This is a genomic window from Streptomyces sp. NPDC051909, from assembly GCF_040681095.1.
Classification (GTDB): domain Bacteria; phylum Actinomycetota; class Actinomycetes; order Streptomycetales; family Streptomycetaceae; genus Streptomyces.
Map to the genome: position 1 here is coordinate 1 of NZ_JBFAYA010000044.1, position 26,109 is coordinate 26,109.

The window sequence follows — 26,109 nt, forward strand, 5'->3', positions numbered from 1 at the left end:
GTGGGCCCCCGCGCACTGCGCGGGGGCCCACCCCTTCGCCCGTACGAGGAATCGTTACGGCAGCGCCAGCATCCGCTCGAGCGCGAGCTTCGCGAACGCCTCCGTCTCCTTGTCGACCTGGATCCGGTTGACCAGGTTGCCCTCGGCCAGCGACTCGAGCGCCCACACCAGGTGCGGCAGGTCGATGCGGTTCATGGTCGAGCAGAAGCAGACCGTCCTGTCCAGGAAGACGACCTCCTTGCCCTCCGGGGCGAAGCGGTCGGCGAGGCGCTTCACCAGGTTCAGCTCGGTGCCGATCGCCCACTTCGAGCCGGCCGGGGCCGCCTCCAGGGTCTTGATGATGTACTCCGTCGAGCCCACGTGGTCCGCCGCGGCGACGACCTCGTGCTTGCACTCGGGGTGGACGAGCACGTTGACGCCCGGGATGCGCTCGCGCACGTCGTTCACCGAGTCCAGGCTGAAGCGGCCGTGCACCGAGCAGTGGCCCCGCCACAGGATCATCTTCGCGCCGCGCAGCTCCTCGGCGGTCAGGCCGCCGTTCGGCTTGTGCGGGTTGTAGACCACGCAGTCGTCCAGGGACATGCCCATGTCGCGGACGGCGGTGTTGCGGCCCAGGTGCTGGTCCGGCAGGAACAGCACCTTCTCGCCCTGCTCGAAGGCCCAGTCCAGGGCCTTCTTCGCGTTGGACGAGGTGCAGATGGTGCCGCCGTGCTTGCCGGTGAAGGCCTTGATGTCGGCGGAGGAGTTCATGTACGAGACGGGCACGACCTGCTCGGCGATGCCGGCCTCGGTCAGCACGTCCCAGCACTCGGCGACCTGCTCGGCGGTGGCCATGTCGGCCATCGAGCAGCCCGCGGCGAGGTCCGGCAGGACGACCTTCTGGTCGTCGCCGGTCAGGATGTCCGCCGACTCGGCCATGAAGTGCACGCCGCAGAAGACGATGTACTCGGCCTCCGGCTTGGCGGCGGCGTCACGGGCGAGCTTGAAGGAGTCGCCGGTGACGTCGGCGAACTGGATGACCTCGTCGCGCTGGTAGTGGTGCCCGAGGACGAAGACCTTGTCCCCGAGCTTCTCCTTGGCGGCGCGGGCGCGCTCCACCAGGTCCGGGTCGGAGGGCGACGGGAGGTCGCCGGGGCACTCCACGCCGCGCTCGCTCTTCGGGTCGGCCTCGCGGCCGAGCAGGAGGAGGGCGAGCGGCGTCGGCTGGACGTCCAAGGGCTGGGCGGTGGTCACGTCACGCACCCTTTCTACTTCTACGGTGAGCCTCGAAAAGCCTTTTCGTCTAAATGACGTTATCTATCATAACCGGTTCATGTCACTTTGACGATGTCCATAGTGTCGATGTGACGCATTCGCCTTCCGCGTCTCCGGACGCGGTGTGCGAGCATGGACAGGGAAAGACAGGCCTCGGCCCGGAATGAATCCGGGGCCCCGCCGGTTGCAACCGTCGGCAAGCAGTCTCCGTACCAACCCGGGAGAGAAGCAGATGTCCGTATCGGACGAGAAGACCACTGTCAGCGACGGCATCCTCCTGTCCGACGCCGCCGCGGCCAAGGTCAAGGCCCTGCTCGACCAGGAAGGCCGTGACGACCTGGCGCTGCGCGTCGCCGTTCAGCCCGGTGGCTGCTCCGGCCTGCGTTACCAGCTGTTCTTCGACGAGCGCTCGCTCGACGGCGACGTCGTCAAGGACTTCGGCGGCGTCAAGGTCGTCACCGACCGCATGAGCGCTCCGTACCTGGGCGGCGCCTCGATCGACTTCGTCGACACCATCGAGAAGCAGGGCTTCACGATCGACAACCCGAACGCGACGGGTTCCTGCGCCTGCGGCGACAGCTTCAGCTAAGCCTGGCGCCAGATGCGCGAGAGGGTGGCACCCGGACTCCGGGTGCCACCCTCTCGCGTGTTCCGCCGTCGGTACGGGCGCCCTACGGCCGCGGCACCGCCTCGTTGCTCGCCCCGTCCACCACCGGGCGGTCACCCAGCGGCGCCTGGAGCGTCACCGTACGGGTGATCTCGACGGCCATCATGATGCAGGCCCGCCCCGGCTCCTTGGCCTTCTCCGCGATCCGCACCACGACCTGCCGCGGACTCTCCTCGGCCGTCACCGTGTAGTCGCTGCACACCCCGCCCCAGAAGGTCACCGACAGCTTCCGGCCGTCCGGGGCCGTCGTGAACGAGGTGATCTGCCGGACCGGCGCCGTGCCCTGGTCCGGCGGCGGCGTGGGCTCCGGCGTGGGGTTCGGCGCGGGCTTCGAGGCGGCCGGCGGGGCCAGATAGCGCGCGTCCACCGCCGTCCGCACCACCGTGTACGGCTTCGCGTCCGCCTTCGCCCGCGCCTCGAAGAGCCACGCCGGCACGAGCACCTGTTCCCCGTCCACGTACTGCGCGGCCAGACCGAAGCGTGCCCCGGTCACCTCCACCACGGTCGGGGGAGCGGTGTCGACCGTGGTCTGGCAGGGCGCGTCGCCCGGCAGGCCCGGCTTTCCGCCCGGTTGCCCGTCCGTGCTCGCCGGCGGATCCGTGGCGCAGCCGCCGATCCCGATCGGGCCGGTGCCCTTCGAGGCCTCGTTCAGCTCGGCCAGCGCCTTCTCCGCGCCGACCACCGGATAGGTGTCGCCCTTCGCGGGCTCCTTCAGACGTCCGCTGCCCGCCGTCACGGAGCCGTCCGGGCCGATGTGGAGGCCGGTCGACCAGCCGTAGGTGGGCAGACCGCCCACCACCGGGTCGGCGTTCACCACCCGCTCCGAGCCGTTCATCACCTGGCTCGCGTCCACCTTGGCGGCGTCCTGGCCGATCGCCTTCAGGACCGGGGCCGCGGCCGCCCTGGCCGCCGCCTCGCTCACCGGAGAACCGCCGCCCGTCGGAGGCTTGGCCTCGCCCGGTGGCGGACAGGCCTTGCCCTTGAGGCAGGAGTCGCCGACCGGGCCGCCGTCGTACCGGCTGAGCGTCCAGCTGCCCGGCGCCTTCGCGGACACGTCCAGCCGCAGCCCCGCCGTGTCCTTCTCCGGGTCGAGCCGCCACACCTCGCCGACGAGCCGCGGCTCGCCCGCGAGGCCGAGCGCCTCGGCCAGCCGGGTCACCTCCGCCGAGGTGACCCGGCCCTCGGGCCGGTGGACCGCGGCCGAGGAGGGCCCCTGGGGGAGCGGACCCTTGGCTCGATAGACGGTGCCGTTCGGACCGCCGCCCGGGTCGGGTTCACCCGGGGCGATTCCCGGACCGCCGGTGTCCGTGCCGCCCAGCTTCAACGGCGGGGGAGCGGCGCCCGCGTCCTTCGCCTCACCCGCGCCGGCCGTGCTGCCGTCGCCCGACGCGGTCGCGGCGTAGTACACGCCCCCGCCGCCCACGAGGAGCACCCCCGCCGCCACCGAGGCGACGAGAAGCGGGCCGCGCTTCCTCGGCCGGTTCTCCGTCTCCGTACTGCTGCTCACCGCGCGCTCCTCCAGATGTGGCATCCCTGCGGAAGACACCTCTGGGACGGGAGCGGCGCCCGGACGGTTCCCCGCGGGTCAGCCCCCTGATCCGCCGGACGGGCCCTACGCCCCGTACTCCGCGGTGGCCGCGATCAGCCGGGCCGAGTCCGCCGGGACCCGGACGCCGTGGATCAGTGCGGGGGAGACCGGATCGGCCGACGGGGCGGCGGGCGTCACCCAGTGCGGGGCCATCCGCGCGCCGTCACCGCACAGCTCCGCAAGGCTGAACTCGGACTCCTGGTGCTCACGAGGAGCGGGGTACGTGGTCATGGCGGCACCGTACGCACGGTCCGGCTTCGGGGAAAAGCCCTACTCTGGGGTAGTTTCCACTGTTCGGCTTCACCCTTTCCACCCGGTAGCGTGAACTGTCATCGCCGTCCCTTTCCACAGGAGCGTTCAGCCGTGCGTATCGCAGTCACCGGCTCCATCGCCACCGACCACCTCATGACCTTCCCGGGCCGGTTCGCCGACCAGCTCGTGGCGGACCAGCTCCACACGGTCTCTCTGTCGTTCCTCGTGGACAACCTCGACGTCCGCCGGGGTGGCGTCGCGGCGAACATCTCCTTCGGCATGGGGCAGCTCGGCGGCCGCCCGGTGCTGGTCGGCGCGGCCGGCTTCGACTTCGACGAGTACCGCGCCTGGCTCGACCGGCACGGCGTGGACACCGGCTCCGTCCGCATCTCCGAGGTCCTGCACACCGCCCGCTTCGTGTGCACCACGGACAAGGACCACAACCAGATCGGCTCCTTCTACACCGGCGCCATGAGCGAGGCCCGGCTGATCGAGCTCAAGGCCGTCGCCGACCGTGTGGGCGGCCTCGACCTGGTCCTCATCGGCGCCGACGACCCCGAGGCGATGCTGCGCCACACCGAGGAGTGCCGGACCCGCGAGATCCCCTTCGCCGCCGACTTCTCGCAGCAGATCGCGCGCATGGACGGCGAGGAGATCCGCACCCTCATGGACGGGGCGACCTACCTCTTCTCCAACGAGTACGAGAAGGGCCTCATCGAGTCGAAGACCGGCTGGACCGAGGAGGAGATCCTCGGCCGTGTCGGGCACCGCATCACCACCCTCGGCTCCCGCGGCGTGCGCATCGAGCGCTCCGGCGAGGACCCGATCGAGGTCGGCTGCCCCGAGGAGGAGGCCAAGGTCGACCCGACCGGTGTCGGCGACGCCTTCCGCGCCGGTTTCCTGACCGGTCTGTCCTGGGGCGTCGGCCTGGAGCGCGCCGCGCAGGTCGGCTGCATGCTCGCCACCCTGGTGATCGAGACCCTGGGCACCCAGGAGTACACCCTGCGCCGCGCCCACTTCATGGACCGCTTCACCAAGGCCTACGGCGACGAGGCCGCCGCCGAGGTCCAGGCGCACCTGGCCTGATCCGTACGGTCGCCGAGGCGCACCGCGCGCCGCACACCGTCACACCGGAGCCCCGGGGCCGCGCGCCCCGGGGCTCCGGCGCCGTCAGGCCACCCGCCGCACCACGTACGCCGTGCCGCCCTTCGGCGAGGGCTCCTCGCCCACGTACTCCTGACCGCGCATCTCGCACCAGGCCGGGATGTCGAGCCGGGCCGCCTCGTCGTCCGAGAGCACCGTCACCGTGCCGCCCACCGGGACGTCGCCGATGACCTTGGCCAGCTCGATCACCGGGATCGGGCAGCGCCGGCCGAGCGCGTCGACCAGCAGGGTGCCGGCCGTCTCCACCGGCGTCTCGAACATCGCCGCCGGGGCGCCGAGCCGGTCGCGCACGCCGGCCACCACCCCGGGCAGCACCGCGAGGAAGCGGTCCACGTCCTCCTCCGTCGTACCGGCCGGCAGCGACACCCGGACGTTCCCCTCGCTCAGCACCCCCATCGCGCGCAGCACATGGCTCGGCGTCAGCGTCGAACTCGTGCACGACGAACCGGACGAAACGGAGAAACCCTCCCGGTCCAGCTCCGACAGCAGGGTCTCCCCGTCGACATAGAGACAGGAGAAGGTGACGAGATGGGGCAGCCGGCGCACCGGGTCGCCCACCACCTCCACGTCCGGCACCAGCTCCGGCACCCGCGCCCGGATCCGGTCCACGAGCGCCCGCAGCCGCGCCGACTCGGCCGCCGCCTCCGCCCGTACCGCCCGCAGCGAGGCCGCCGCCGCCACGATCCCCGGCAGGTTCTCGAAGCCCGGCGCCCGCCCCGACTCCCGCTCGTCCGCCGGACCTTGCGGGGCGAACCGGACACCCTTGCGCACCGCGAGCAGTCCCACCCCCGAGGGCCCGCCCCACTTGTGCGCGCTCGCCGCGAGCAGCGACCAGCCCGCCGGCACCGGCCCCCAGGCGAGGGACTGCGCCGCGTCCACGAGCAGCGGCACCCCGGCCGCCGCGCAGGCCCCGGCCACCTCGGCCACCGGCTGCTCGGTGCCCACCTCGTGATTGGCGGACTGCAGACAGGCCAGGGCGGTACGGGAGTCGAGCGCCGCCGCGAAGACCGCCGGGTCCACCGCGCCGGACCGCCCCACCGGCACCTCGGCCACCGTGCCGCCCGCCGCCGCGTGCGACTCGCCGGCGTGCAGTACGGAGGAGTGTTCGACCGCCGACACCACGAGCCGGTCCCCGACACGCCGACGCCCGGCGAGCGCCCCGGAGATCCCGGCGTGAACCGCGCGCGTCCCCGAAGGAGTGAACACGAGCTCGTCGGGCCGACAGCCCACCGCCTCCGCCGCGGCCTCCCGGGCGGCGTCGAGCAGCAGCCGGGCCCGCCGCCCCTCCCGGTACAGCCGGGCCGGATCGGCCCAGCCCTCGTCCAGCGAGGCGAGCAGCGCCTGACGGGCCACGGGGTGCAGCGGAGCCGCGGACGCGGCGTCGAAGTACGGCATCCGCCCACGCTATCCCCGCCGTCCCGGCCGGTCCGCGATGCCCCGTCAGAAGCCCGGCCCGCACCGCCGATCGGCCCTGTCGGACCCCCGCCCGGAACCCGGGAGTCCACCCCTTCGGGGACTCGGACGGCGCGTTGGGCACCCTCCCCGCGCGACCCCAAATAGCGTCCAGTAGGGTTTGGTCCGCATAAACATCCAAACCCCTGCCCGCGGCCGGGGCGGCGACCGACCAGCGAGACGGACGGCCGTGGCAGCCGACCTATGCGGGCCGAGACTCTCGGGAAGGCGCTACGTGAGTCCCAACGGCTCCGACCGCTCGTCGCGGCGCCCGATGCGGCGGAAGCTGCCGCAGGTGCTGACTGCGGGCCTGATCCTGGCGACAGCCACCGGTTGCTCGTACAACTGGGAAGACTTCCCCCGCCTTGGCATGCCCACCCCCGTCACGGAAGAGGCTCCGCGGATCCTCTCCCTCTGGCAGGGCTCCTGGGCCGCCGCCCTCATCGTGGGCATCCTGGTCTGGGGCCTCATCCTGTGGGCCGCCATGTTCCACCGGCGCAGCCGCACCAAGGTCGAGGTACCTTCGCAGACCCGGTACAACATGCCGATCGAGGCGCTGTACACGGTCACCCCGCTCATCATCGTGTCGGTGCTCTTCTACTTCACCGCGCGCGACGAGGCCAAGCTCCTCGAGCTCACCCCGAAGCCGCCGCACACGGTCAACGTGGTCGGCTACCAGTGGAGCTGGGGCTTCAACTACATCGAGGACGTCCCCGGTGTGAAGGGCAACGCCAAGACGGCCCCGAACCTCGCGGCGATTCCGGACAAGTACAAGGACGCGTTCCCGGACAACGCGGGCGGCGTCTACGACGCCGGCATCCCCGGCACCCGGAACCCGCAGACCGGCAACCCGGGCCCGACCCTGTGGCTGCCGAAGGGCGAGCGGGTCCGCTTCGTTCTGACCTCGCGTGACGTCATCCACTCCTTCTGGGTGGTCCCCTTCCTCATGAAGCAGGACGTCATCCCGGGTCACACCAACGCCTTCGAGGTCGTCCCGACGCAGGAAGGCACATTCCTCGGCAAGTGCGCCGAGCTCTGCGGTGTCGACCACTCCCGGATGCTCTTCAACGTCAAGGTGGTCTCTCCGGAGCGCTACCAGCAGCACCTGAAGGAGCTGGCGGAGAAGGGGCAGACCGGCTACATCCCGTCCGGCATCGAGCAGACGGACCCGGCCAGGAATGCGGAGAGCAACCAACTGTGAGCATCCTCAACGAACCCCAGGGTGCGGCCGCGGCTGAGGACTCGTACGAGAACGAGCTTCCGGTACGCCGCAAGCAGCCCGGCAACGTGGTGGTGAAGTGGCTGACCACCACCGACCACAAGACCATCGGCACCATGTACATGGTCACGTCGTTCGCGTTCTTCTGCATCGGCGGCGTCATCGCGCTCTTCATGCGCGCGGAGCTGGCCCGCCCCGGCACGCAGATCATGTCGAACGAGCAGTTCAACCAGGCGTTCACCATGCACGGCCTGATCATGCTGCTGATGTTCGCGACGCCGCTGTTCGCCGGCTTCGCGAACTGGATCATGCCGCTGCAGATCGGTGCCCCCGATGTGGCGTTCCCGCGACTGAACATGTTCGCCTACTGGCTGTACCTGCTCGGCTCGCTGATCGCCGCGGCCGCCTTCCTCACCCCGAGCGGCGCGCCCAGCTTCGGCTGGTTCATGTACGCGCCGCTGTCCGACGCGGTGCACTCGCCGGGCATCGGCGCCGACATGGGCATCATGGGTCTGGCCCTGTCCGGCTTCGGTACGATCCTCGGCTCGGTCAACTTCATCACCACGATCATCTGCATGCGCGCTCCGGGCATGACGATGTTCCGCATGCCGATCTTCACCTGGAACGTGCTGCTGACCGCCGTGCTGGCGCTCATCGTCTTCCCGGTGCTCGCGGCCGCGCTGTTCGCCCTGGAGGCGGACCGGAAGTTCGGTGCCCACGTCTTCGACGCCTCCAACGGCGGCGCCCTGCTGTGGCAGCACCTCTTCTGGTTCTTCGGCCACCCCGAGGTGTACATCATCGCCCTGCCGTTCTTCGGCATCATCTCCGAGGTCATCCCGGTCTTCAGCCGCAAGCCGATGTTCGGCTACATCGGTCTGGTGGCCGCGACCATCGCGATCGCCGGTCTGTCCGTGACCGTGTGGGCTCACCACATGTACGTCACCGGTGGCGTGCTCCTGCCGTTCTTCTCCTTCATGACGTTCCTCATCGCCGTACCGACCGGCGTGAAGTTCTTCAACTGGATCGGAACGATGTGGAAGGGCTCACTGTCCTTCGAGACCCCGATGCTGTGGGCCGTCGGCTTCCTGATCACCTTCACCTTCGGTGGTCTGACCGGCGTCATCCTGGCCTCGCCCCCGATGGACTTCCACGTCTCCGACTCGTACTTCGTCGTGGCGCACTTCCACTACGTCATCTTCGGCACCGTGGTCTTCGCGATGTTCTCCGGCTTCCACTTCTGGTGGCCGAAGTTCACCGGCAAGATGCTGGACGAGCGCCTCGGCAAGATGACCTTCTGGACGCTGTTCGTGGGCTTCCACGGCACGTTCCTGGTGCAGCACTGGCTGGGCGCCGAGGGCATGCCGCGTCGTTACGCGGACTACCTGGAGGCCGACGGCTTCACGGTGCTGAACTCGATCTCGTCGATCTCCTCGTTCCTGCTCGGTCTGTCGATCCTGCCGTTCTTCTACAACGTCTGGAAGACCGCCAAGTACGGCAAGAAGGTCGAGGTCGACGACCCGTGGGGCTACGGCCGCTCGCTCGAGTGGGCGACCTCCTGCCCGCCGCCGCGGCACAACTTCCTCACCCTGCCCAAGATTCGTTCCGAATCCCCGGCGTTCGACCTGCACCACCCTGAGATCGCGGCTCTCGACCAGCTCGAGAACAAGCCCGAAGAGGTGGCGGCCCTCACCGGTGGCAAGGAGGCCGGCAAGTGAAGATCCAGGGCAAGATGTTCATCTGGCTCAGCGTCTTCGTCCTCGCCATGACGATCCTCTATGGCGTGTGGGCGAAGGAGCCGGCCGGTACGGCGGCGCTCTTCATGACGTTCGGCCTGTGCATCATGGTCGGCTACTACCTGACCTTCACGGCCAGGCGGGTCGACAAGCTGGCGCAGGACGACAAGGAGGCCGACGTCGCGGACGAGGCCGGCGAGCTGGGCTTCTTCGCCCCGCACAGCTGGCAGCCGCTTCTGCTGGCCACGGGTGGCGCGCTCGCCTTCGCGGGCATCGCCATCGGCTGGTGGCTGCTGTACTTCTCGGCGCCGTTCATCCTGGTCGGCATCTTCGGCTGGGTCTTCGAGTTCTACCGCGGTGAGAACCAGAACCAGTAGCAGCACCCCGTAACACCCCGAGGGGCCCGGTCACTTCGTTCCGACGAAGCGGCCGGGCCCCTCTTTTGGCACGCCCGGCGCGCCGCGCGCGAGGATTGTTCTTAGCGTGAGGTCATGAACGACACGCCGCGCATTCGGACTGTTCTGAGCTGCACTCTTCTGGCCCTCTCCGTCACGGCGGGCGTCACGGCGTGCGCGGGCGGCGGGGACCATCCGCTGTCGGCGACGCCCTTCGACGCGGCGGACCAGATCGCCTTCAACACCCCCGGCGACGGGAAGAAGGCCGACCCCGAGAAGCCCCTGGAGATCACCGCCAAGGGCGACGACGGGCGGATCACCGACGTCACCGCCACCGACGAGGCAGGGCACCACCTGGCGGGCGAACTCACCGCAGACGGCCAGAAGTGGCGCTCCACGGCCGCGCTGGCGGCCGGCGCCCGCTACACCGTCCGGGTGGCCACCGAGGACGAGGACGGCGCCCGGGGAGCCCGTACGTTCACCTTCGAGACCGCCCCGGCCAAGCGGGCCCTCACCGTCGCGTTCGGCCCCGAGGCGGGCACGTACGGCGTCGGACAGCCCATCACCGCCGAGCTGAGCCTCCCGGTGAAGGACAAGGCGGCCCGCGCCGTGGTCGAACGGGCCCTCAAGGTCCGCTCCACCCCGGCCGTGCAGGGCTCCTGGTACTGGGTGGACGACAAGAAGCTGCACTTCCGTCCGAAGGATTACTGGCCCACCGGCGCGACCGTCACGGTCACCGGCAACCTGGACGGCCTCAAGGTCGGCGACAAGCTCTACGGCGGCGCGTCCAAGCCGCTGAAGCTCACCATCGGCGACCGCATCGAGGCCGTCGCGGACGCCGGCTCCCACCAGATGACGGTGCGCCGCAACGGAGAAGTGATCAACACCATTCCGGTCACCACCGGAAAGCCGGGCTTCTCCACCCGTAACGGGATCAAAGTGGTGCTCGGCAAGGAGTACTACGTCCGGATGCGGGGCACCAGCATCGGCATCGCGGAGGGCAGCTCCGACTCGTACGACCTGCCCGTCTACTACGCCACCCGGGTCACCTGGAGCGGCGAGTACGTGCACGCCGCCCCCTGGTCGGTGGGCTCCCAGGGCGTCGCCAACGTCAGCCACGGCTGTGTCGGCATGTCGACCAGCAACGCGGCCTGGTTCTACGAGAACGTGCGCCCAGGCGACATCGTCCGCGTCGTCAACAGCGAGGGCGAGATGATGGACACCTTCGGCAACGGCTTCGGCGACTGGAACCTCGCCTGGGACAAGTGGCGCACAGGCAGCGCCCTGGTGGCCGAGAAGGGCGACCCCACGGCCACCGAGGACGCGAAGGCGAGACTGCGGCCTTCTCTCTAGCGGCTCGGTTCACCTCCGGGCGCCTTCAGCAGGCGCCGACGGTCGACCGTGCTCGGCCTTCGTCCCTCAGGCCTCCGCGCGCTCTTCCTTTCGGCACCTGCGGCGCCCTTCGGCTCACTCGCCGGCCCGGCCAGGGCTACGCGTCGATCGACAGGCGCGAGCGCAGCAGGCCCGCCAGGGACGCCGCGAACTCGACCGGTTCCACCGGAAGGGTGACCGCGGCGTCCGCGCGGCTCCAGGTGGCCAGCCAGGCGTCCTGCGGGCGGCCGATGAGCAGCAGCACCGGCGGGCAGCGGAAGACCTCGTCCTTGATCTGCCGGCACACGCCCATGCCGCCGGCCGGGACGGCCTCGCCGTCGAGCACGCACGCGTCGATGCCGCCCGCGTCCAGCGCGTCGAGCACCGCCGGCAACGTCGCGCACTCCACGAACTCGACCGGGGGAACATCGGCGGCGGGCCTGCGCCCGGCCGCGAGGCGGACCTGCGCGCGGGTGTTCGCGTCGTCGCTGTAGACCAGGACCGTGGCGCTCGACTGCATCGTTCCTCCGTGAAGGTGGTCGGTCGTTGGCGCGGATGCTACTCCGGTCCACATCCCGTCAACACCCGTTCAACACCTGTTCGAAGGGTGGCGGAGGGGCCCTCCGATGGGCCGTTCGGGCAGGACACGCGCCCCGGACACTCCGAACGGCACCCCCCGGAGTGAGGGCGGGATAAGCGACCGACATAATGTCGGTCGTGGCGACAGTAACGACAGTAGAAACCGGGCACGCGCACCCGTCGGTCAATCGACCGAACCTCACCAGCGTCGGAACCATCATCTGGCTGAGTTCCGAGCTGATGTTCTTCGCGGCCCTCTTCGCGATGTACTTCACCCTGCGATCCGTGATGGGCGCCGAGTACTGGACGGAACAGGCCGACGCCCTGAACCTTCCGTTCTCGGCGACGAACACCACGATCCTGGTGCTCTCCTCCCTCACCTGCCAGCTCGGCGTCTTCGCCGCCGAGCGGGGCGACGTGAAGAAGCTCCGGGCGTGGTTCATCCTCACGTTCGTGATGGGCTCGATCTTCATCGGCGGCCAGGTCTTCGAGTACACCGAGCTGGTGAAGGCGGACGGCCTGTCGCTGTCCTCCGACCCGTACGGCTCCGTGTTCTACCTGACCACCGGCTTCCACGGCCTGCACGTGACGGGCGGTCTCATCGCCTTCCTGCTGGTCCTCGGCCGGACGTACGCCGCCAGGAGGTTCACTCACGAGCAGGCAACCGCCGCCATCGTCGTGTCCTACTACTGGCACTTCGTCGATGTCGTCTGGATCGGCCTCTTCGCCACGATCTACCTGATCAAGTAATCGGGCTCCGCCTCCCGGCGGACCGAGACACATCCAGCAAGCATCGACGCAGAAGATCCTGACACCGGGGTAATCCGTGAAAAAGCTCTCCGCACGACGACGCCATCCGCTGGCGGCGGTCGTCGTCCTACTCCTCGCGCTGGCGGCAACTGGGGGGCTGTACGCCGCGTTCGCACCCGCGGGCACGGCGAAGGCCGATGAAACCGCCCAGTCCCTCGCCATCGAGGAGGGCCAGAAGCTCTACGCCGTCGGCTGTGCCAGCTGCCACGGAACCGGCGGTCAGGGCACCTCTGACGGCCCGTCCCTGGTCGGCGTCGGTTCGGCGGCGGTGGACTTCCAGGTCGGCACCGGCCGTATGCCCGCGCAGCAGCCGAGCCCCCAGGCCCCGAAGAAGCCGGTCGTCTACACGCAGGCTGAGATCGACCAGCTCGCGGCGTACGTCGCCTCCCTCGGAGCCGGCCCGATCACGCCGAAGGAAGGCCAGTACAGCCCCGAGGGCGCAGACATCGCCAAGGGTGGCGAACTGTTCCGCTCCAACTGTGCCCAGTGCCACAACTTCACCGGCGAGGGCGGCGCGCTGACCTACGGCAAGTACGCGCCGAACCTCGAGGGCGTGGACCCGAAGCACCTCTACGAGGCCATGCAGACCGGCCCGCAGAACATGCCCTCCTTCCCCGACACGACGATGCCGGAGAAGCAGAAGAAGGACATCATCGCCTACGTCCAGGCCGTGAACAGCGACAAGGCCGACAACCCGGGCGGTCTCAAGCTCGGTGGCCTCGGCCCCGTCAGCGAGGGCCTGTTCGCGTGGGTCTTCGGACTGGGCGCACTGATCGCAGTTGCCATCTGGGTCGCGGCCCACACCGCTAAGGCCAAGAAGTCATGAGTACCCAAGAGAATCCAGAAGAGAACCTGCCGACCGAGCAGGCCACCGCGCACGGCGCGGTGAAGGTCGCCGACGACCCGTTCGCCGACCCGGGCCTTCCGCCCCACAAGCCGCGCATCCAGGACATCGACGAGCGGGCCGCCAAGCGGTCCGAGCGCGCGATCGCCTTCATGTTCACGCTGTCGATGCTGGCCACGATCGGCTTCATCGCCTCGTACGTGATCTTCCCGGTCGACCAGATCGTGTACATCTGGCCCTTCGGCCGGGTGTCCGCGCTCAACTTCGCCCTGGGTCTGACCCTCGGTGCGGCGCTGTTCTTCATCGGCGCCGGCGCGGTCCACTGGGCCCGCACCCTGATGTCCGACGTCGAGGTGGCCGACGACCGTCACCCGATCGAGGCCACGCCCGAGGTCAAGGCGAAGGTCATGGCGGACTTCGCGGCCGGTGCCGCCGAGTCCGGCTTCGGCCGCCGCAAGCTGATCCGCAACACGCTCTTCGGTGCGCTGGCCCTGGTGCCGCTCTCCGGCGTCGTGCTGCTGCGTGACATGGGCCCGCTGCCCGAGAAGAAGCTCCGCTCCACCCTGTGGACCAAGGGCAAGCTGCTCATCAACATGAACACCAACGAGCCGCTGCGTCCCGAGGACGTCGCCGTCGGTTCGCTGACGTTCGCCAAGCCCGAGGGCCTGGAGGAGCACGACCACGACTTCCAGACCGAGATCGCCAAGGCCGCCCTGATGATCGTCCGGATCCAGCCGGAGGACATCAAGGACAAGCGCGAGCTCGAGTGGTCGCACGACGGCATCGTCGCCTTCTCGAAGATCTGCACCCACGTCGGCTGCCCGATCTCCCTGTACGAGCAGCAGACGCACCACGTGCTGTGCCCGTGCCACCAGTCCACCTTCGACCTGTCCGACGGCGCCCGCGTCATCTTCGGCCCGGCCGGCCACGCCCTCCCGCAGCTGCGGATCGGCGTGAACGACAAGGGCTTCCTCGAAGCGCACAGCGACTTCGAAGAGCCCGTCGGTCCTGCCTTCTGGGAGCGCGGATGAGCACTGTGACGAATACGAAGAAGGCGCCCGCCGGTGAGCGGATCGCCGACTGGGCCGACGGACGCCTGGGGATCTACACGCTGGCCAAGGCCAACATGCGGAAGATCTTCCCGGACCACTGGTCCTTCATGCTGGGCGAGGTCTGCCTCTACAGCTTCCTCATCATCATCCTGACGGGTGTCTACCTGACGCTGTTCTTCCACCCGTCGATGAACGAGGTGGAGTACGTCGGACCGTACGTCCCGCTCCAGGGACAGCTCATGTCCGAGGCGTTCAACTCGACCATGCACATCTCGTTCGAGGTGCGCGGTGGTCTGCTGATCCGGCAGATCCACCACTGGGCGGCGCTGATCTTCCTCGCCGGCATGTTCGTGCACATGATGCGCGTGTTCTTCACCGGCGCGTTCCGCAAGCCGCGTGAGATCAACTGGCTGTTCGGCTTCCTGCTGTTCTTCCTGGGCATGTTCACCGGTTTCACCGGTTACTCGCTCCCGGACGACCTGCTCTCCGGCACCGGTGTGCGCTTCATGCAGGGCGCGATCCTGTCCGTGCCGATCGTCGGCACGTACCTCTCGATGTTCCTGTTCGGCGGCGAGTTCCCCGGCGGCGACTTCGTCGCCCGGTTCTACTCGGCGCACGTGCTGCTGCTCCCGGGCATCATGCTCGGCCTGGTGGTCGCGCACCTCATCCTGGTGTTCGTCCACAAGCACACGCACTTCGAGGGCCCCGGCCGTACGAACAAGAACGTCGTCGGCATGCCGCTGCTGCCGGTGTACATGGCGAAGGCCGGAGGCTTCTTCTTCCTGGTCTTCGGTGTCATCGCGGTCATCGCGGCGCTCGCCTCGATCAACCCGATCTGGGCCATCGGCCCGTACCGCCCGGACCAGGTGTCCACCGGCGCCCAGCCCGACTGGTACATGGGCTTCGCCGAGGGTCTGATCCGTGTCATGCCGGGCTGGGAGATCAACCTGTGGGGCCACACGCTGGTCCTGGGTGTCTTCATCCCGCTGGTGATCTTCCCGCTCGTCCTGGCGGCCATCGCGGTCTACCCGTTCATCGAGTCCTGGATCACCGGCGACAAGCGCGAGCACCACATCGCGCAGCGCCCGCGCAACGCTCCGACGCGCACCGCCTTCGGTGTCGCCTGGATCACCGCGTACATGATCATGCTCATCGGTGGTGGAAACGACCTCTGGGCGACCCACTTCTACCTGTCGATCAACTCGATCACCTGGTTCGTGCGGATCTTCTTCTTCGTCGGCCCGGTCATCGCGTTCATCGTCACCAAGCGGATCTGCCTCGGCCTCCAGCGCCGGGACAAGGACAAGGTGCTGCACGGGCGTGAGTCCGGCATCATCAAGCGCCTGCCGCACGGTGAGTTCGTCGAGGTCCACACCCCGCTCAGCCAGGGCGAGCGCTACAAGCTCACCGCGCACGAGCAGTACGAGCCGGCCGAGCTGCCGCCGGCCGTCGACGAGAACGGTGTGGAGCGCAAGATCGGACGCATGCAGAAGCTCCGGGTCAAGCTCAACCGGGGTTACTACGCCGACGACAACCAGGTCCTCAAGCCGACCGTCGAGGAGTTCAAGGAGATCGAGAGCGGCCACGGCCACCACTGATCGCCACTGAACACCTGACCTTCCAGGTCGCCACAGCGGGAGCCCCGTCCATTCGATGGACGGGGCTCTTTGCCGTCCCCGTGGATGGATAGGGTGGGATCACCCGATCCCTTACGTGGACACGAACGCACCAGGAGCTGTCATGAGCGCTGTGAACCCCGCTGGAGGCGACACCGCGGCGGGCCGCTCCTGGCCCGTCCTCCTGAACGGACTCCTCGAAGGCCGGGACCTGTCCGCCGACGACACCGCCTGGGCGATGGACCTGATCATGCGCGGCGAGGCCACCGACGCGCAGATCGCCGGATTCATGGTGGCGCTGCGCGCCAAGGGCGAGACCGTCGCGGAGATCTCCGGCCTGGTCCGCACGATGTACGAGCACGCCAATGTCATCGACGTGCCCGGCCCCGCCGTCGACATCGTGGGCACCGGCGGCGACGGGGCCAAGACGGTGAACATCTCCACGATGTCCGCCATCGTCGTGGCCGGCACCGGCGTCAAGGTCGTCAAGCACGGCAACCGCGCCGCGTCCTCCGCCTCCGGCTCCTCCGACGTCCTGGAGAAGCTCGGCATCAACCTCGACCTCACCCCGCGGCGGGTCGCCGAGGTCGCCGAAGAGGCCGGGATCACCATGTGCTTCGCGGTGCGGTTCCACCCCTCGCTGCGGCACGTCGCCGCCGCCCGCGGCCAGCTCGGCATCCGCACCACCTTCAACGTGCTCGGCCCGCTGACCAACCCGGCGAAGGTACGGGCCCAGGCCGTCGGCGTCGCCGACCCGCGGATGGCCCCGATCGTGGCCGGGGTGCTCGCCGAGCGCGGCAACTCCGCCCTGGTCTTCCGCGGCGACGACGGCCTGGACGAGCTGACCACCACCGGCACGTCCCGGGTGTGGGTGGTCCGGGACGGCGCCGTGCGCGAGGAGCGCTTCGACCCGCGCGAGGTCGGCATCACCCCGGTGCCGCTCGACGCCCTGCGCGGTGGGGACCCCTCGTACAACGCCGATGTCGCCCGGCGCCTGCTCGCGGGGGAGACCGGACCGGTCCGGGACGCCGTGCTGCTCAACTCGGCGGCCGCGCTGACCGCCCTGGAGCCGGGCGAGGGCACCCTTGCGGAGCAGCTGCGGGCCGGCATGGACCGGGCCGCGGAGTCCATCGACTCGGGGGCCGCGCGCCGCACCCTGGAGCGGTGGATCGCCGCCAGCAACGCCTGACGGCACAGGAACGGCGGATCGCGACCCCGTCCCGGATGCCGGGACGGGGTTGCGGCGTCGTGATCGTCTGGCATAGGTTCTGGAACAGGTCATGAGTGACAGCTGCAAGGCCCCGGCCGGCTGTCCGGCAACCCTCCGTCCGTGGCGGGGTGCCCCGGGTGAAGACCAGGCCGTACGAGCAGAAGCCTGCGGCAAGCGCGGACCCCTGCGCCACACCCTGGGGTCCTTGGTCCTCTAGGGAGCGTTGTCTCGTGAGCAAGCGAATGCGTTAGGGCCCCTCGGCCCCTCTTTCCCCTTCACCACCCGTGTGCGGCACCTCTGTCCGCGCTGCTTCGCGCGCTGCTGCCCCGCGGGCCCTTTCACGCCTTTTCGCGCCCTTTTTATGCCGGGAGACACCGTCATGTCCGCATGCCCGAACGCCGCCACCGCCACCGCTTCCGCCACCGAGTCCGCCGACCCCTGCTGCGCAGCCCCGCTGCCGGTCCTCGGCCGCGACGTCACCGTCCCGCTCGTCACCGGCGGCGAGGTCACCTACGCGGCGCTCGACTACGCCGCCAGCGCCCCGGCCCTGCAGCGCGTCTGGGACGACGTCGCCGCCTACGCCCCGTACTACGGCAGCGTCCACCGCGGGGCCGGCTACCTCTCGCAGCTCTCCACCGACCTCTTCGAGAACAGCCGCGCCACCGTCGCCGAGTTCCTCGACTGCCGCCCCGGCGACCAGGTCGTCTTCACCCGCTCCACCACCGACTCGCTCAACCTGCTCGCCGCCGTGATCCCGGCCGACTGCCAGGTCTTCGTCTTCGAGACCGAGCACCACGCCTCGCTGCTGCCCTGGCGCGACGCCCAGGTCACCTACCTCAACGCGCCCCGCACCCCGCAGCAGGCCGTCGAGACCCTGGAGCGCGCGCTCGCCGACCGTGACCCTCACGGCCCCGCCCTGGTCTGCGTGACCGGCGCCTCCAACGTCACCGGCGAGCTGTGGCCGGTGCGCGAACTCGCCGCCGCCGCACACGCGCACGGCGCGCGGATCGTCCTGGACGCCGCCCAGCTGGCCCCCCACCACCCCGTCTCCGTACGGGAGTCGGGCGTCGACTGGGTCGCCTTCTCCGGGCACAAGCTGTACGCCCCGTTCGGCTCCGGCGTCCTCGCCGGCCGCGCCGACTGGCTGCAGGAATCCGAGCCCTACCTCGCGGGCGGCGGCGCGTCCCGCAAGGTGGCCCGTCGGGCCGACGGCGGTGTCGACGTGGAGTGGCACACCACCGCGGCCCGGCACGAGGCCGGTTCGCCGAACGTCATCGGCGTCTACTCGATCGCCTCCGCCTGCAAGGCGCTCACCGAGGCCGGCTTCGACTCCCTCGTCGCCCGCGAGCGGCACCTCATCGCCACCGTCCGCGCGGGCCTCGCCGAGGTCCCCGAGGTCCGCGTGCTCTCCCTCTTCGGCGACGACGCGCCCCGCGTGGGCGTCATCTCCTTCGTCGTCGAGGGCTGGAACAGCTCCCACTTCGCGGCCGCGCTCTCCGCCGAGTACGGCATCGGCGTCCGCGACGGCCTCTTCTGCGCCCACCCGCTGGTGCGCACGCTGCTCGGCAGCGACCGGCAGGACCCGGGCGAGTGCGGCGCCCCCGAGGCGGCCCCGGGCGAGAGGTCCCTCAACGCGATCCGCGTCAGCTTCGGCGCCGGCACCCCCGACGAGCACGTCGAGCGATTCGTCGGCGCGGTCAAGGCGCTGGTGCGCGACGGCGCCCGGTGGAAGTACCGCACCGAGGACGGCCGCTGCGTCCCCGACCGCGGCTGACCAGCCACACGAACGGGTGAAGCCGGCCTCCCGCGGGGGAGAGGCCGGCTTCACCGCTGAGCAGCGGGTGCTACGACTCCAGGCCGATGGCGAAGGCCGCGTCCAGCTCGTGCTGGGAGTAGGCGCGGAAGGCGACATGGGTGTCGGTGGCCTCGACGCCCGGGATCTTCGAGATCTGGCCCGGGATGATGTCGGCCAGGTCGTCGTGGCGTCCCACCCGGACCATGGCGATCAGGTCGTAGGTGCCGGTGACGGAGAAGACCTCGCTGACGGAGTCGATCGCGGCGATCGCCTCGGCGATCTCGGGGATGCGGTCCACGCTGGTCTTGATGAGCACGATCGCGGTGATCACGGCTGGCTTTCTCCCTCGATGGCCGCGGCTGGTGGCTTCACTGTATCCCCACCCCTGTACCGCGCCCACGCGTAGAGGAAGCCGAGCGCGAAGCCGATCACGTGCGCCAGGTACGCCACCCCCGGACCCGCCCCCGCCGAGCGCGCCGCCAGCCACTGCAGCACGAACCAGAAGATCAGCACGATCCAGGCCGGGAAGCGCAGCGGCAGGAAGAAGAGGAAGGGGAACAGGCTGGTCACCCGCGAGCGCGGGAAGAGATAGAGGAAGGCGCCGAGCACCCCCGAGATCGCCCCCGACGCCCCGACCAGGGTCTGCGCGCTGTCGGCGTGCGCCACCGCGTATCCGGTCAGCGCGAGCACGCCCACCCCCAGATAGAACAGCCCGTACGCGACCGGGCCCATCCGGTCCTCGGCCATCGCCCCGAACACGTAGAGGAACAGCATGTTCCCCAGCAGGTGCAGCCAGCTGCCGTGCACGAAGAGCGCAGTCAGCGGGGTGAGCAGGGCGCGTGGCTCGGCCCGGATCAGGTCCGCCGGGACCACGCCCCAGCGCTGGAAGTACGTGCTCTGCGCCGCGAGCAGCGTGTCACCCGTGCCGTACACCGGGTTGAGGCCCGACACCGGGCTCACGGCGAACAGCAGCACGCAGCACGCGATGATGCCGTACGTCACCGTCGGCCCGTTCCGCGCGCCGCGCCAGGCGCCGAGGGCCGCGCCCCGCCAGTCGATCATGGACAGATCATGGCGTACCGGGGCCCACCTGGACAGAGTGCCTCGCCGTGACGCGGGGTACCCGGGAGGCCGTAGGGTTAGGGCCTGCCCGGCAAATCATGGCCGGGTCCGCGTCGCCTGGCACGGCACCTCGCCGCGTTGCCGAAACGCCCCGATAGCTCCGCTATCGAGACGCTCCGGCGCCTTGCGATGCTTCCCCTCGGCCCTGGCGGGCCTGGGGAGACCCCAAGCACCAGACGCCGCGGCCTTCCGACCCTGACCCGCCGGGCAGGCCCTGGCATACTCCCGCTGTTCGACGGCGCACCGCGGGCCCGTGACACCTCGTATACAGCCTCACACTGAGCCTCGTACGGAAAGAGGACGGCAACGATGACGACGGTTCCCCTGCCGACCGCCGAGACCCGCTGGCGCTGCACCCTCTGCGGCAATCTGACCCGCTTCGACGTGACCCGCTCGTCGAAGGTCGTCGAGTACGTCCATCTGGACCTCGCCGGAGAGCCGAAGGTCGAGGAGCGCGAGGTGGTCAGTGAGACCATCGAGTCGGTCCGCTGCCGCTGGTGCAACGCGGTGGACCAGATCGAATTGGTGGACAGGCCGGGCGCCGCTTCCTGAGGAGCGGCCCGGCGAGGGCGAGACTAGGGAGTGGGTGACGGATCGTGGAGCAGCCCGCGCACGGTGATCGGCCGGCGGGCTCGGCGGACGACGCCGCCGAGGCGCTCGACCGGCCGCTGCCCGAGGCCGTGCGCCGCAAGGTCGTCGCGCTCGTCGCCGACGCCTTCGGCGGGCTGACCGTCGCCGAGCTGCCCGCCCCGCTGCGCCAGTACGCCCGCTTCACCGCCTCCCGGCGCGCCAAGTTCGCCGGGAACGCGATGGCTGCCGCCCTGGAGAGCGATCCGCTGTTCCGGCAGCGGATCGGCGAGCGCTTCAAGGAGGCGCAGCCCGAGCTCGCCGGTTCCGTCGAGGCCGGCGCCCCGCCCGGCGCCGCCGACCCGGTCGACGTGGCCGCGGCCGCCTATGTGCTGCGCCCGGCCGGCTGGGGCAAGCTGGTCGCCGCCGCCGGCGAGGAGGCCGAGCGCGCCGACGCCGAGCGCGCCGACGAGGCCGGCCGGCGCGAGCTGGAGCGGCTGCGCGAGGAGGTCACGGTCGCCAGGGAGCGCGCCAGGACCGAGACCGAACAGCTGCGCCGCGACCTGGAGGCCGCCCGCAAGGACGGCGAATCGCTTCACCGGAAGCTGCGCAGCGCGCTGAGCGACGTGAAGCGCGGCGAGGCCGCGCTGCGCAAGGCGCAGGCGGAGATCGACACCACGCGTACCGAGGCCGCCGCCCAGGTGTCGGCCGCCGAGAGCGAGAGCCGGCGGCTCAAGGCCCGGCTCGGCGAGGTCGAGGCCGCCCTGGAGGCGAGCCGCCGGGCCGCCCGCGAGGGGCGCTCGGTGGAGGACATGCGGCTGCGGCTGCTGCTGGACACCGTGCTCGACGCCGCCCAGGGGCTGCGCCGCGAACTCGCCCTGCCGCCGGTGTCGATGCATCCGGCGGACACCGTGGACGCGGTCGAGCCCGGCCGGATGTCGCCGAAGGACATCGCGGCCCGCGCGCTGTCCGAGACCGACCCGGCCCTCCTCGACCAGCTGCTCGAACTGCCCCAGGCGCACCTGGTGGTGGACGGCTACAACGTCACCAAGACCGGCTATCCGACGATGCCCCTCGAGAAGCAGCGGCTGCGGCTGCTCGGCGGGCTCTCCGCGCTCGCGGCCCGCTCGGGCGCCGAGGTCACCTGTGTCTTCGACGGCGCCGAGCTGGCGGCGCCGGTGCTGCTCGCCCCGCCGCGCGGGGTCCGGGTGCTCTTCTCCAAGCCCGGTGTCACGGCGGACGAGTTGATCCGCCAGCTGGTACGGGCGGAGCCGCCGGGCCGGCCGGTCGTGGTGGTCTCCACCGACCGCGAGGTGGCCGACGGGGTCGCCAAGTCCGGTGCGCGGCCGGTCGCGTCCGCCTTGTTGCTGAAGCGGCTTTCGCGCCTGACGTGACATCTTGTCACGCACATCCGGCATGTCCTTTTTGTGATCCACGCAGGGTCAAGTGACCATTGCTGCCCGTGTGATGTCGGTAAATAAGTTGTCGCGACGGCGAGATTTTGGCCGTTGGGATTTGAACTGATCACAAGATGGTCACTAGGGTCGGGGCTCGAACCTTCGCACGGTTGATCATCCATCCGGGGTGTCAGCGTTGGTCCCGCCTGCCGCCGAACGGCTGGGCGGCTCGAGGAAGAAGGAGATCGCCCCCGTGGCGTCCCACCGTCGTCCCAAGCAGCCGAGCCGCACCCGTGTGACCGTGCTCACCACGACCGCCGCCGCGGCGGTCGCCCTCTCCGCCCAGGTCGGTGCCCAGGCGGCCCCGAAGCCGAAGATCGACGACGTCAAGTCGAAGGTCCACGCGCTCCAGGAAGAGGCCGAGGTCGCCACCGAGCAGGCCAACCTCGCCGACGAGCGCCGCGGGAAGCTGCAGAAGGAGATCAGCGCCCTTCAGGACAAGGTGGCGCGCGGCCAGCAGGAGCTCAACACCCTGCGCGGGCAGATCGGTTCGGTCGCCACCGCGCAGTACCGCTCCGGCGGCATCGACCCGGCGCTCCAGCTCTTCCTCTCCTCGGACCCGGACACCTACCTCGACAAGGCGTCCGCGATCGACCAGCTCGGCGCCAAGCAGGCCGACGTGCTGCAGTCGATCCAGGCCAAGCAGCGCACCCTCGCCCAGCAGCGCGCCGAGGCGACGACGAAGCTCGCCGACCTCGAGGACGTCCGCAAGACCCTCGGCGAGAAGAAGAAGAAGTCCCAGGAGAAGCTGGCCGAGGCCCGCAAGCTCCTCAACACGCTGACCGCCGCCGAGCGCGCCAAGATCCAGGAAGACGAGCAGCGCGCCAGCCGCGCCGCCGGCGACCGCGTCAACCTCGGCAACGAGGTGCCGGCCTCGCAGCGCGGCGCCGCCGCGCTCAGCGCCGCCGCCACCCAGCTCGGCAAGCCGTACGTCTCCGGCGCCGAGGGCCCCAACTCGTACGACTGCTCCGGACTGACGCAGTGGGCCTACCGCCAGGCCGGCGTCACCCTCACCCGCACCACCTACACCCAGCAGAACGACGGCGTGAAGATCGGCCGCAGCCAGCTCAAGCCGGGCGACCTGGTCTTCTTCAACAGCCTTTCGCACGTGGGTCTGTACGCGGGCAACAACACCATCCTGCACGCCCCGAAGCCGGGCGCCGTGGTCCGCTACGAGTCGATGGACTACATGGGCACCTTCCAGTTCGGCGTCCGCGTCTGACGCGACGCGACAGGCCCTACCCGCCCTCCGAACGGGTGGTTCGTCGGATCCTGGACTGACGTGACGCCCCGCCGGTGACCTTGTGGTCTCCGGTGGGGCGTCACTTTGCGTGCCCGGCACCTTCGTTGGACAGGGATCGATCAGCGGCTACTGTCGGCCCGCCAGTCCGACCAGCCGAACGGAGCGCGATCCGTGGCGTCCCACCGACGACCCGCCAGGGTCACCGTCCTCACCGCAGCCGCGGCCACCGCGGCCACGGCACTCGGCGCCGTCCCCGCGCACGCCGACCCGGGCGGCGCCACCCCCGAGACCACCCGGGCCACCCGCGCCACCGTCGACCGGCTCTTCGAGGAGGCCGAGCGGGCCGCCGAGGGCTACAACCGGGCCGACGAGCAGGCCGACCGGCTGCGCAGGACCGTCTCCCAGGCCCAGGACGGCCTGGCCCGCGCCCAGGAGCGGATCAACCGGATGCGCGGCGCGCTCGGTTCGGTGGCCGGCGCGCAGTACCGCTCCGGCGGCATCGACCCCGCCCTCGCGCTGCTGCTCTCCTCCGACCCGGACAGCTACCTCGACCGGGCCTCCGCCCTCGACCGGGTCACCGCCCGGCAGGGCGCCGCCCTCGGCGAACTCCACCGCGAGCTGCGCCGGCTCGGCCAGCAGCGCACCGAGGCGAGCCGGGCGCTCACCGAACTCGACCGCAGCCGCCGCGAGGTGGCCCGCCACAAGCGCACCGTCGAGCACAAGCTCGCCGAGGCCCGCCGGGTGCTCGCCTCGCTCACCGCCGACGAGCGGGCGGGCTTCGAGCGGGCCTCCCGCTCCGGCCGCGAGGCCTTCGACGAGGAGTTGCCGCCGCTCGGCGACCTCGGCCCCTCGCGGGCCGCCGCCGCGGTGATCGCCGCGCGCAGTGCGATCGGCCGCCCCTACGTGTGGGGCGCGACCGGCCCGAACGCCTTCGACTGCTCGGGCCTGATGGTCTGGTCGTACCGCAAGGCCGGCATCGCCCTGCCCCGCACCTCGCAGGCCCAGCGCGGCGCCGGCCGTCGCATCCCGCTCTCGCAGGCGCAGCCGGGCGACCTCGTCACGTACCGCAGCGACGCCAGCCACGTCGCGATCTACGCCGGCAACGGCCAGGTCATCCACGCCCCCTATCCGGGCGCCCGGGTCCGCTACGACCCGGTGAACATGATGTCGAACGTGACGGTCACCCGGGTCTGAGACGGATTCCGGTCCCTTTCCTGAGCCGCCCCTCCCCTTTGCCGCTCGCCTCCAGGGCGCCTGAGCCGGGCTCACCGGCCCGTGCGTGCTCGCCCACTCGTCCCTCGCGGGCTCCGCGCGCTCGGTTCCGATCCCCCGGCGCGCCCCTTCGGCGCCCCGTACGATCGTGGGATGGCAGGTCAGGGCGGGCGCGTGCGGCGCGGGGCGGTGGCGGGGCTGCTGGCCGGGCTGCTCGTCCTCGCCGGCTGCGCCGACCCCGGGGCGGGGGCGCCGGGGCGGGCCGAGGTGCAGGGGCTGCTCGACCGGCACGCCGCCGCGCTGCTCGGCCGGGACGAGGCCGGCTATCTCGCCGACCTGGACCCCGCCCTCGTACCGGCCGCGCGCACCGAGTTCGAGCGGCTCGCCAGCATCCCGCTCGGCGGAGTCGACTACCGGGTCACCGACGTCGACCCGGCCGGCGCCGGGCGGGCCACCGCCAGGGCCGAGTTCGGCTACCGCATCAAGGGCTACGACTCCGGGCCCGCCACCACCGAGCGCGTCCTCGACCTCGCCGAGAGGGACGGTCGCTGGTACGTCACCGGTGACCGCCCCGCCGAGGGCGCCCCGCAGCAGTTGTGGCAGCAGGGCGAGGTCACGACCGTGACGGGGCACCGGAGCCTGGTTCTCGGGGTGGGCCAGAGCCGGCAGCGGCTGCGTGAGATCGCCGACGCCGCCGACCGCGCGGTGCCGGCCGTCGGCTCGGCCTGGCCCTCGCCCTGGGCCGGCCGCGTCGTGGTGCTCGTCCCGGCCTCGGTGGACGCGATGGGCGGGCTGCTCGGCGCGCCCGCCGCCTCGTACCGGGGGATCGCCGCCGTCACCACCGGCCAGATCGGCGGCGGCCCGAAGGCGCCCGCGGACCGGGTGATCGTCAACCCGGAGGCGTACGGCGTGCTCGGCGACTTCGGCCGCGGCTTCGTGCTCACCCACGAGACCACCCATGTCGCCACCCGCGCCCAGACCACCCCGGCCACCCCCGTCTGGCTCTCCGAGGGCTTCGCCGACTGGGTCGCCTACCGCGGCACCGGCCGCACCCCCGCCCAGGCCGCCCCCGAGCTGGCCCGCGCGGTGCGCGCCGGGGACACCCCGCCGGGGCTGCCGGACGACAAGGAGTTCGCCTTCGGCGGCGACGGCGAGGCGATGGCCCGCGCCTACGAGAGCGGCTGGCTGGCCTGCGCGATGGTCGCCGACCGCTGGGGCGAGACGGGGCTGACCGACTTCTACCGGGCCGTCGGCGCCCACCCGCGGCGCGAGGGCGCGGTGGAGAAGGCCCTGAGGGAGGTCCTGGACACCACGCCGGAGCAGTTCACCGCGGACTGGCGGGCGTATCTGGCGGACCGGCTGCTGGGCTAGGCCGTGTCTTCCGGATCTTGCCGGGCTCCCGACGCCCGGCGCCGCGCCTCGCCGCGTTGTCGTCGGTCGCCGATGTCCCCCTCGGCCTTGCGGCCGGGGAGGTGCCCCCACCGCATCGCTTCCCTCCTCCGCCTTG

24 protein-coding genes and 1 riboswitch are annotated in these 26,109 nt (G+C 70.8%); of the genes, 17 read left to right on the top strand and 7 right to left on the bottom strand.

From position 1 onward, the window contains the following. Nucleotides 1-54: 54 nt before the first annotated feature. Nucleotides 55-1,233 carry a quinolinate synthase NadA gene (gene nadA / locus AB0M18_RS34745; protein WP_365765171.1) on the bottom strand — a complete coding sequence of 393 codons (1,179 nt, stop codon included), beginning with the start codon at nucleotides 1,231-1,233 and terminating at the stop codon, nucleotides 55-57. A 253-nt stretch (nucleotides 1,234-1,486) separates the two neighbouring features. On the opposite strand from nadA, the gene AB0M18_RS34750 reads away from it, so the two are divergent. Next, complete coding sequence (locus AB0M18_RS34750; protein WP_019885637.1) at nucleotides 1,487-1,843, top strand: iron-sulfur cluster assembly accessory protein; 357 nt, start codon at nucleotides 1,487-1,489, stop codon at nucleotides 1,841-1,843. A gap of 82 nt (nucleotides 1,844-1,925) precedes the next feature. Here AB0M18_RS34750 and AB0M18_RS34755 read toward each other — a convergent pair whose 3' ends face one another. Further along, nucleotides 1,926-3,428, bottom strand: a complete 1,503-nt coding sequence (locus tag AB0M18_RS34755) for a hypothetical protein (RefSeq protein WP_365765174.1) — start codon at nucleotides 3,426-3,428, stop codon at nucleotides 1,926-1,928. Nucleotides 3,429-3,533: 105 nt separating this feature from the next. Next, nucleotides 3,534-3,740 (bottom strand): hypothetical protein, encoded by a 207-nt coding sequence (locus tag AB0M18_RS34760; protein ID WP_365765176.1) that lies wholly within the window; start codon nucleotides 3,738-3,740, stop codon nucleotides 3,534-3,536. A gap of 132 nt (nucleotides 3,741-3,872) precedes the next feature. Here AB0M18_RS34760 and AB0M18_RS34765 point away from each other — a divergent pair, with 132 nt between their 5' ends. Further along, nucleotides 3,873-4,847 (top strand): carbohydrate kinase family protein, encoded by a 975-nt coding sequence (locus tag AB0M18_RS34765; RefSeq protein WP_365765178.1) that lies wholly within the window; start codon nucleotides 3,873-3,875, stop codon nucleotides 4,845-4,847. An 84-nt stretch (nucleotides 4,848-4,931) separates the two neighbouring features. Here AB0M18_RS34765 and AB0M18_RS34770 read toward each other — a convergent pair whose 3' ends face one another. Further along, nucleotides 4,932-6,320 carry an aminotransferase class V-fold PLP-dependent enzyme gene (locus AB0M18_RS34770; protein ID WP_365765180.1) on the bottom strand — a complete coding sequence of 463 codons (1,389 nt, stop codon included), beginning with the start codon at nucleotides 6,318-6,320 and terminating at the stop codon, nucleotides 4,932-4,934. A 292-nt stretch (nucleotides 6,321-6,612) separates the two neighbouring features. Between AB0M18_RS34770 and coxB the strand changes: the two genes are divergently transcribed. From coxB to AB0M18_RS34790, 4 genes are all read left to right on the top strand, one after another. Beyond that, nucleotides 6,613-7,578: a cytochrome c oxidase subunit II gene (coxB, locus tag AB0M18_RS34775; protein WP_365765182.1), complete on the top strand. Its 966-nt coding sequence runs from the start codon at nucleotides 6,613-6,615 to the stop codon at nucleotides 7,576-7,578. After that, the gene (ctaD, locus tag AB0M18_RS34780) at nucleotides 7,575-9,311 is read left to right on the top strand and encodes a cytochrome c oxidase subunit I (RefSeq protein WP_365765184.1); all 1,737 of its coding nucleotides are present in this window, start codon (nucleotides 7,575-7,577) and stop codon (nucleotides 9,309-9,311) included. Before coxB ends, ctaD begins: the two co-directional genes overlap by 4 nt. Next, nucleotides 9,308-9,706, top strand: a complete 399-nt coding sequence (locus AB0M18_RS34785; protein WP_365765186.1) for a cytochrome c oxidase subunit 4 — start codon at nucleotides 9,308-9,310, stop codon at nucleotides 9,704-9,706. Before ctaD ends, AB0M18_RS34785 begins: the two co-directional genes overlap by 4 nt. 114 nt (nucleotides 9,707-9,820) lie before the next feature. Further along, nucleotides 9,821-11,077: an Ig-like domain-containing protein gene (locus AB0M18_RS34790; protein ID WP_365765187.1), complete on the top strand. Its 1,257-nt coding sequence runs from the start codon at nucleotides 9,821-9,823 to the stop codon at nucleotides 11,075-11,077. A gap of 136 nt (nucleotides 11,078-11,213) precedes the next feature. Here AB0M18_RS34790 and AB0M18_RS34795 read toward each other — a convergent pair whose 3' ends face one another. Next, complete coding sequence (locus tag AB0M18_RS34795) at nucleotides 11,214-11,615, bottom strand: hypothetical protein (protein ID WP_365765189.1); 402 nt, start codon at nucleotides 11,613-11,615, stop codon at nucleotides 11,214-11,216. A gap of 188 nt (nucleotides 11,616-11,803) precedes the next feature. Here AB0M18_RS34795 and AB0M18_RS34800 point away from each other — a divergent pair, with 188 nt between their 5' ends. The 6 genes from AB0M18_RS34800 to AB0M18_RS34825 all read left to right on the top strand — a co-directional run bounded on the left by AB0M18_RS34800 (nucleotide 11,804) and on the right by AB0M18_RS34825 (nucleotide 18,980). After that, nucleotides 11,804-12,424 carry a heme-copper oxidase subunit III gene (locus tag AB0M18_RS34800; protein ID WP_365765191.1) on the top strand — a complete coding sequence of 207 codons (621 nt, stop codon included), beginning with the start codon at nucleotides 11,804-11,806 and terminating at the stop codon, nucleotides 12,422-12,424. 76 nt (nucleotides 12,425-12,500) lie between these two features. Further along, the gene (locus AB0M18_RS34805; protein WP_365765193.1) at nucleotides 12,501-13,310 is read left to right on the top strand and encodes a c-type cytochrome; all 810 of its coding nucleotides are present in this window, start codon (nucleotides 12,501-12,503) and stop codon (nucleotides 13,308-13,310) included. Continuing rightward, nucleotides 13,307-14,359, top strand: coding sequence for a Rieske 2Fe-2S domain-containing protein (locus AB0M18_RS34810; RefSeq protein ID WP_365765195.1), 1,053 nt, complete (start codon nucleotides 13,307-13,309; stop codon nucleotides 14,357-14,359). Before AB0M18_RS34805 ends, AB0M18_RS34810 begins: the two co-directional genes overlap by 4 nt. Beyond that, nucleotides 14,356-15,978: a cytochrome bc complex cytochrome b subunit gene (locus tag AB0M18_RS34815; protein ID WP_365765197.1), complete on the top strand. Its 1,623-nt coding sequence runs from the start codon at nucleotides 14,356-14,358 to the stop codon at nucleotides 15,976-15,978. Before AB0M18_RS34810 ends, AB0M18_RS34815 begins: the two co-directional genes overlap by 4 nt. 142 nt (nucleotides 15,979-16,120) lie before the next feature. Further along, a complete protein-coding gene (trpD, locus tag AB0M18_RS34820) occupies nucleotides 16,121-17,185 on the top strand; it encodes an anthranilate phosphoribosyltransferase (protein WP_365765199.1) in 1,065 nt (354 codons plus the stop codon). Nucleotides 17,186-17,272: 87 nt separating this feature from the next. After that, a riboswitch (SAM riboswitch) is annotated at nucleotides 17,273-17,389 on the top strand. 196 nt (nucleotides 17,390-17,585) lie between these two features. Then, complete coding sequence (locus AB0M18_RS34825) at nucleotides 17,586-18,980, top strand: aminotransferase class V-fold PLP-dependent enzyme (RefSeq protein WP_365765201.1); 1,395 nt, start codon at nucleotides 17,586-17,588, stop codon at nucleotides 18,978-18,980. A 70-nt stretch (nucleotides 18,981-19,050) separates the two neighbouring features. Here the strand turns inward: AB0M18_RS34825 and AB0M18_RS34830 are convergent, their stop codons facing one another. Together AB0M18_RS34830 and AB0M18_RS34835 are read right to left on the bottom strand one after the other, a co-directional pair. Further along, a complete protein-coding gene (locus tag AB0M18_RS34830; protein WP_128976777.1) occupies nucleotides 19,051-19,332 on the bottom strand; it encodes an Lrp/AsnC ligand binding domain-containing protein in 282 nt (93 codons plus the stop codon). Further along, nucleotides 19,329-20,063, bottom strand: coding sequence for a rhomboid family intramembrane serine protease (locus tag AB0M18_RS34835; RefSeq protein WP_365765203.1), 735 nt, complete (start codon nucleotides 20,061-20,063; stop codon nucleotides 19,329-19,331). The genes AB0M18_RS34830 and AB0M18_RS34835 overlap by 4 nt, the downstream gene beginning before the upstream one ends. A gap of 369 nt (nucleotides 20,064-20,432) precedes the next feature. Between AB0M18_RS34835 and AB0M18_RS34840 the strand changes: the two genes are divergently transcribed. The 5 genes from AB0M18_RS34840 (at nucleotide 20,433) to AB0M18_RS34860 (ending at nucleotide 25,973) form a co-directional block, all read left to right on the top strand. After that, nucleotides 20,433-20,675, top strand: coding sequence for a hypothetical protein (locus AB0M18_RS34840; protein WP_128976779.1), 243 nt, complete (start codon nucleotides 20,433-20,435; stop codon nucleotides 20,673-20,675). A 44-nt stretch (nucleotides 20,676-20,719) separates the two neighbouring features. Continuing rightward, nucleotides 20,720-22,084 carry an NYN domain-containing protein gene (locus AB0M18_RS34845; protein ID WP_365765205.1) on the top strand — a complete coding sequence of 455 codons (1,365 nt, stop codon included), beginning with the start codon at nucleotides 20,720-20,722 and terminating at the stop codon, nucleotides 22,082-22,084. A 256-nt stretch (nucleotides 22,085-22,340) separates the two neighbouring features. Further along, a complete protein-coding gene (locus tag AB0M18_RS34850; RefSeq protein WP_365765207.1) occupies nucleotides 22,341-23,369 on the top strand; it encodes an NlpC/P60 family protein in 1,029 nt (342 codons plus the stop codon). Nucleotides 23,370-23,561: 192 nt separating this feature from the next. After that, on the top strand, nucleotides 23,562-24,584 hold the full coding sequence (locus tag AB0M18_RS34855; protein WP_365765209.1) for an NlpC/P60 family protein: 1,023 nt from the start codon (nucleotides 23,562-23,564) through the stop codon (nucleotides 24,582-24,584). A gap of 171 nt (nucleotides 24,585-24,755) precedes the next feature. Continuing rightward, complete coding sequence (locus AB0M18_RS34860) at nucleotides 24,756-25,973, top strand: hypothetical protein (RefSeq protein ID WP_365765211.1); 1,218 nt, start codon at nucleotides 24,756-24,758, stop codon at nucleotides 25,971-25,973. Nucleotides 25,974-26,109: the final 136 nt, after the last annotated feature.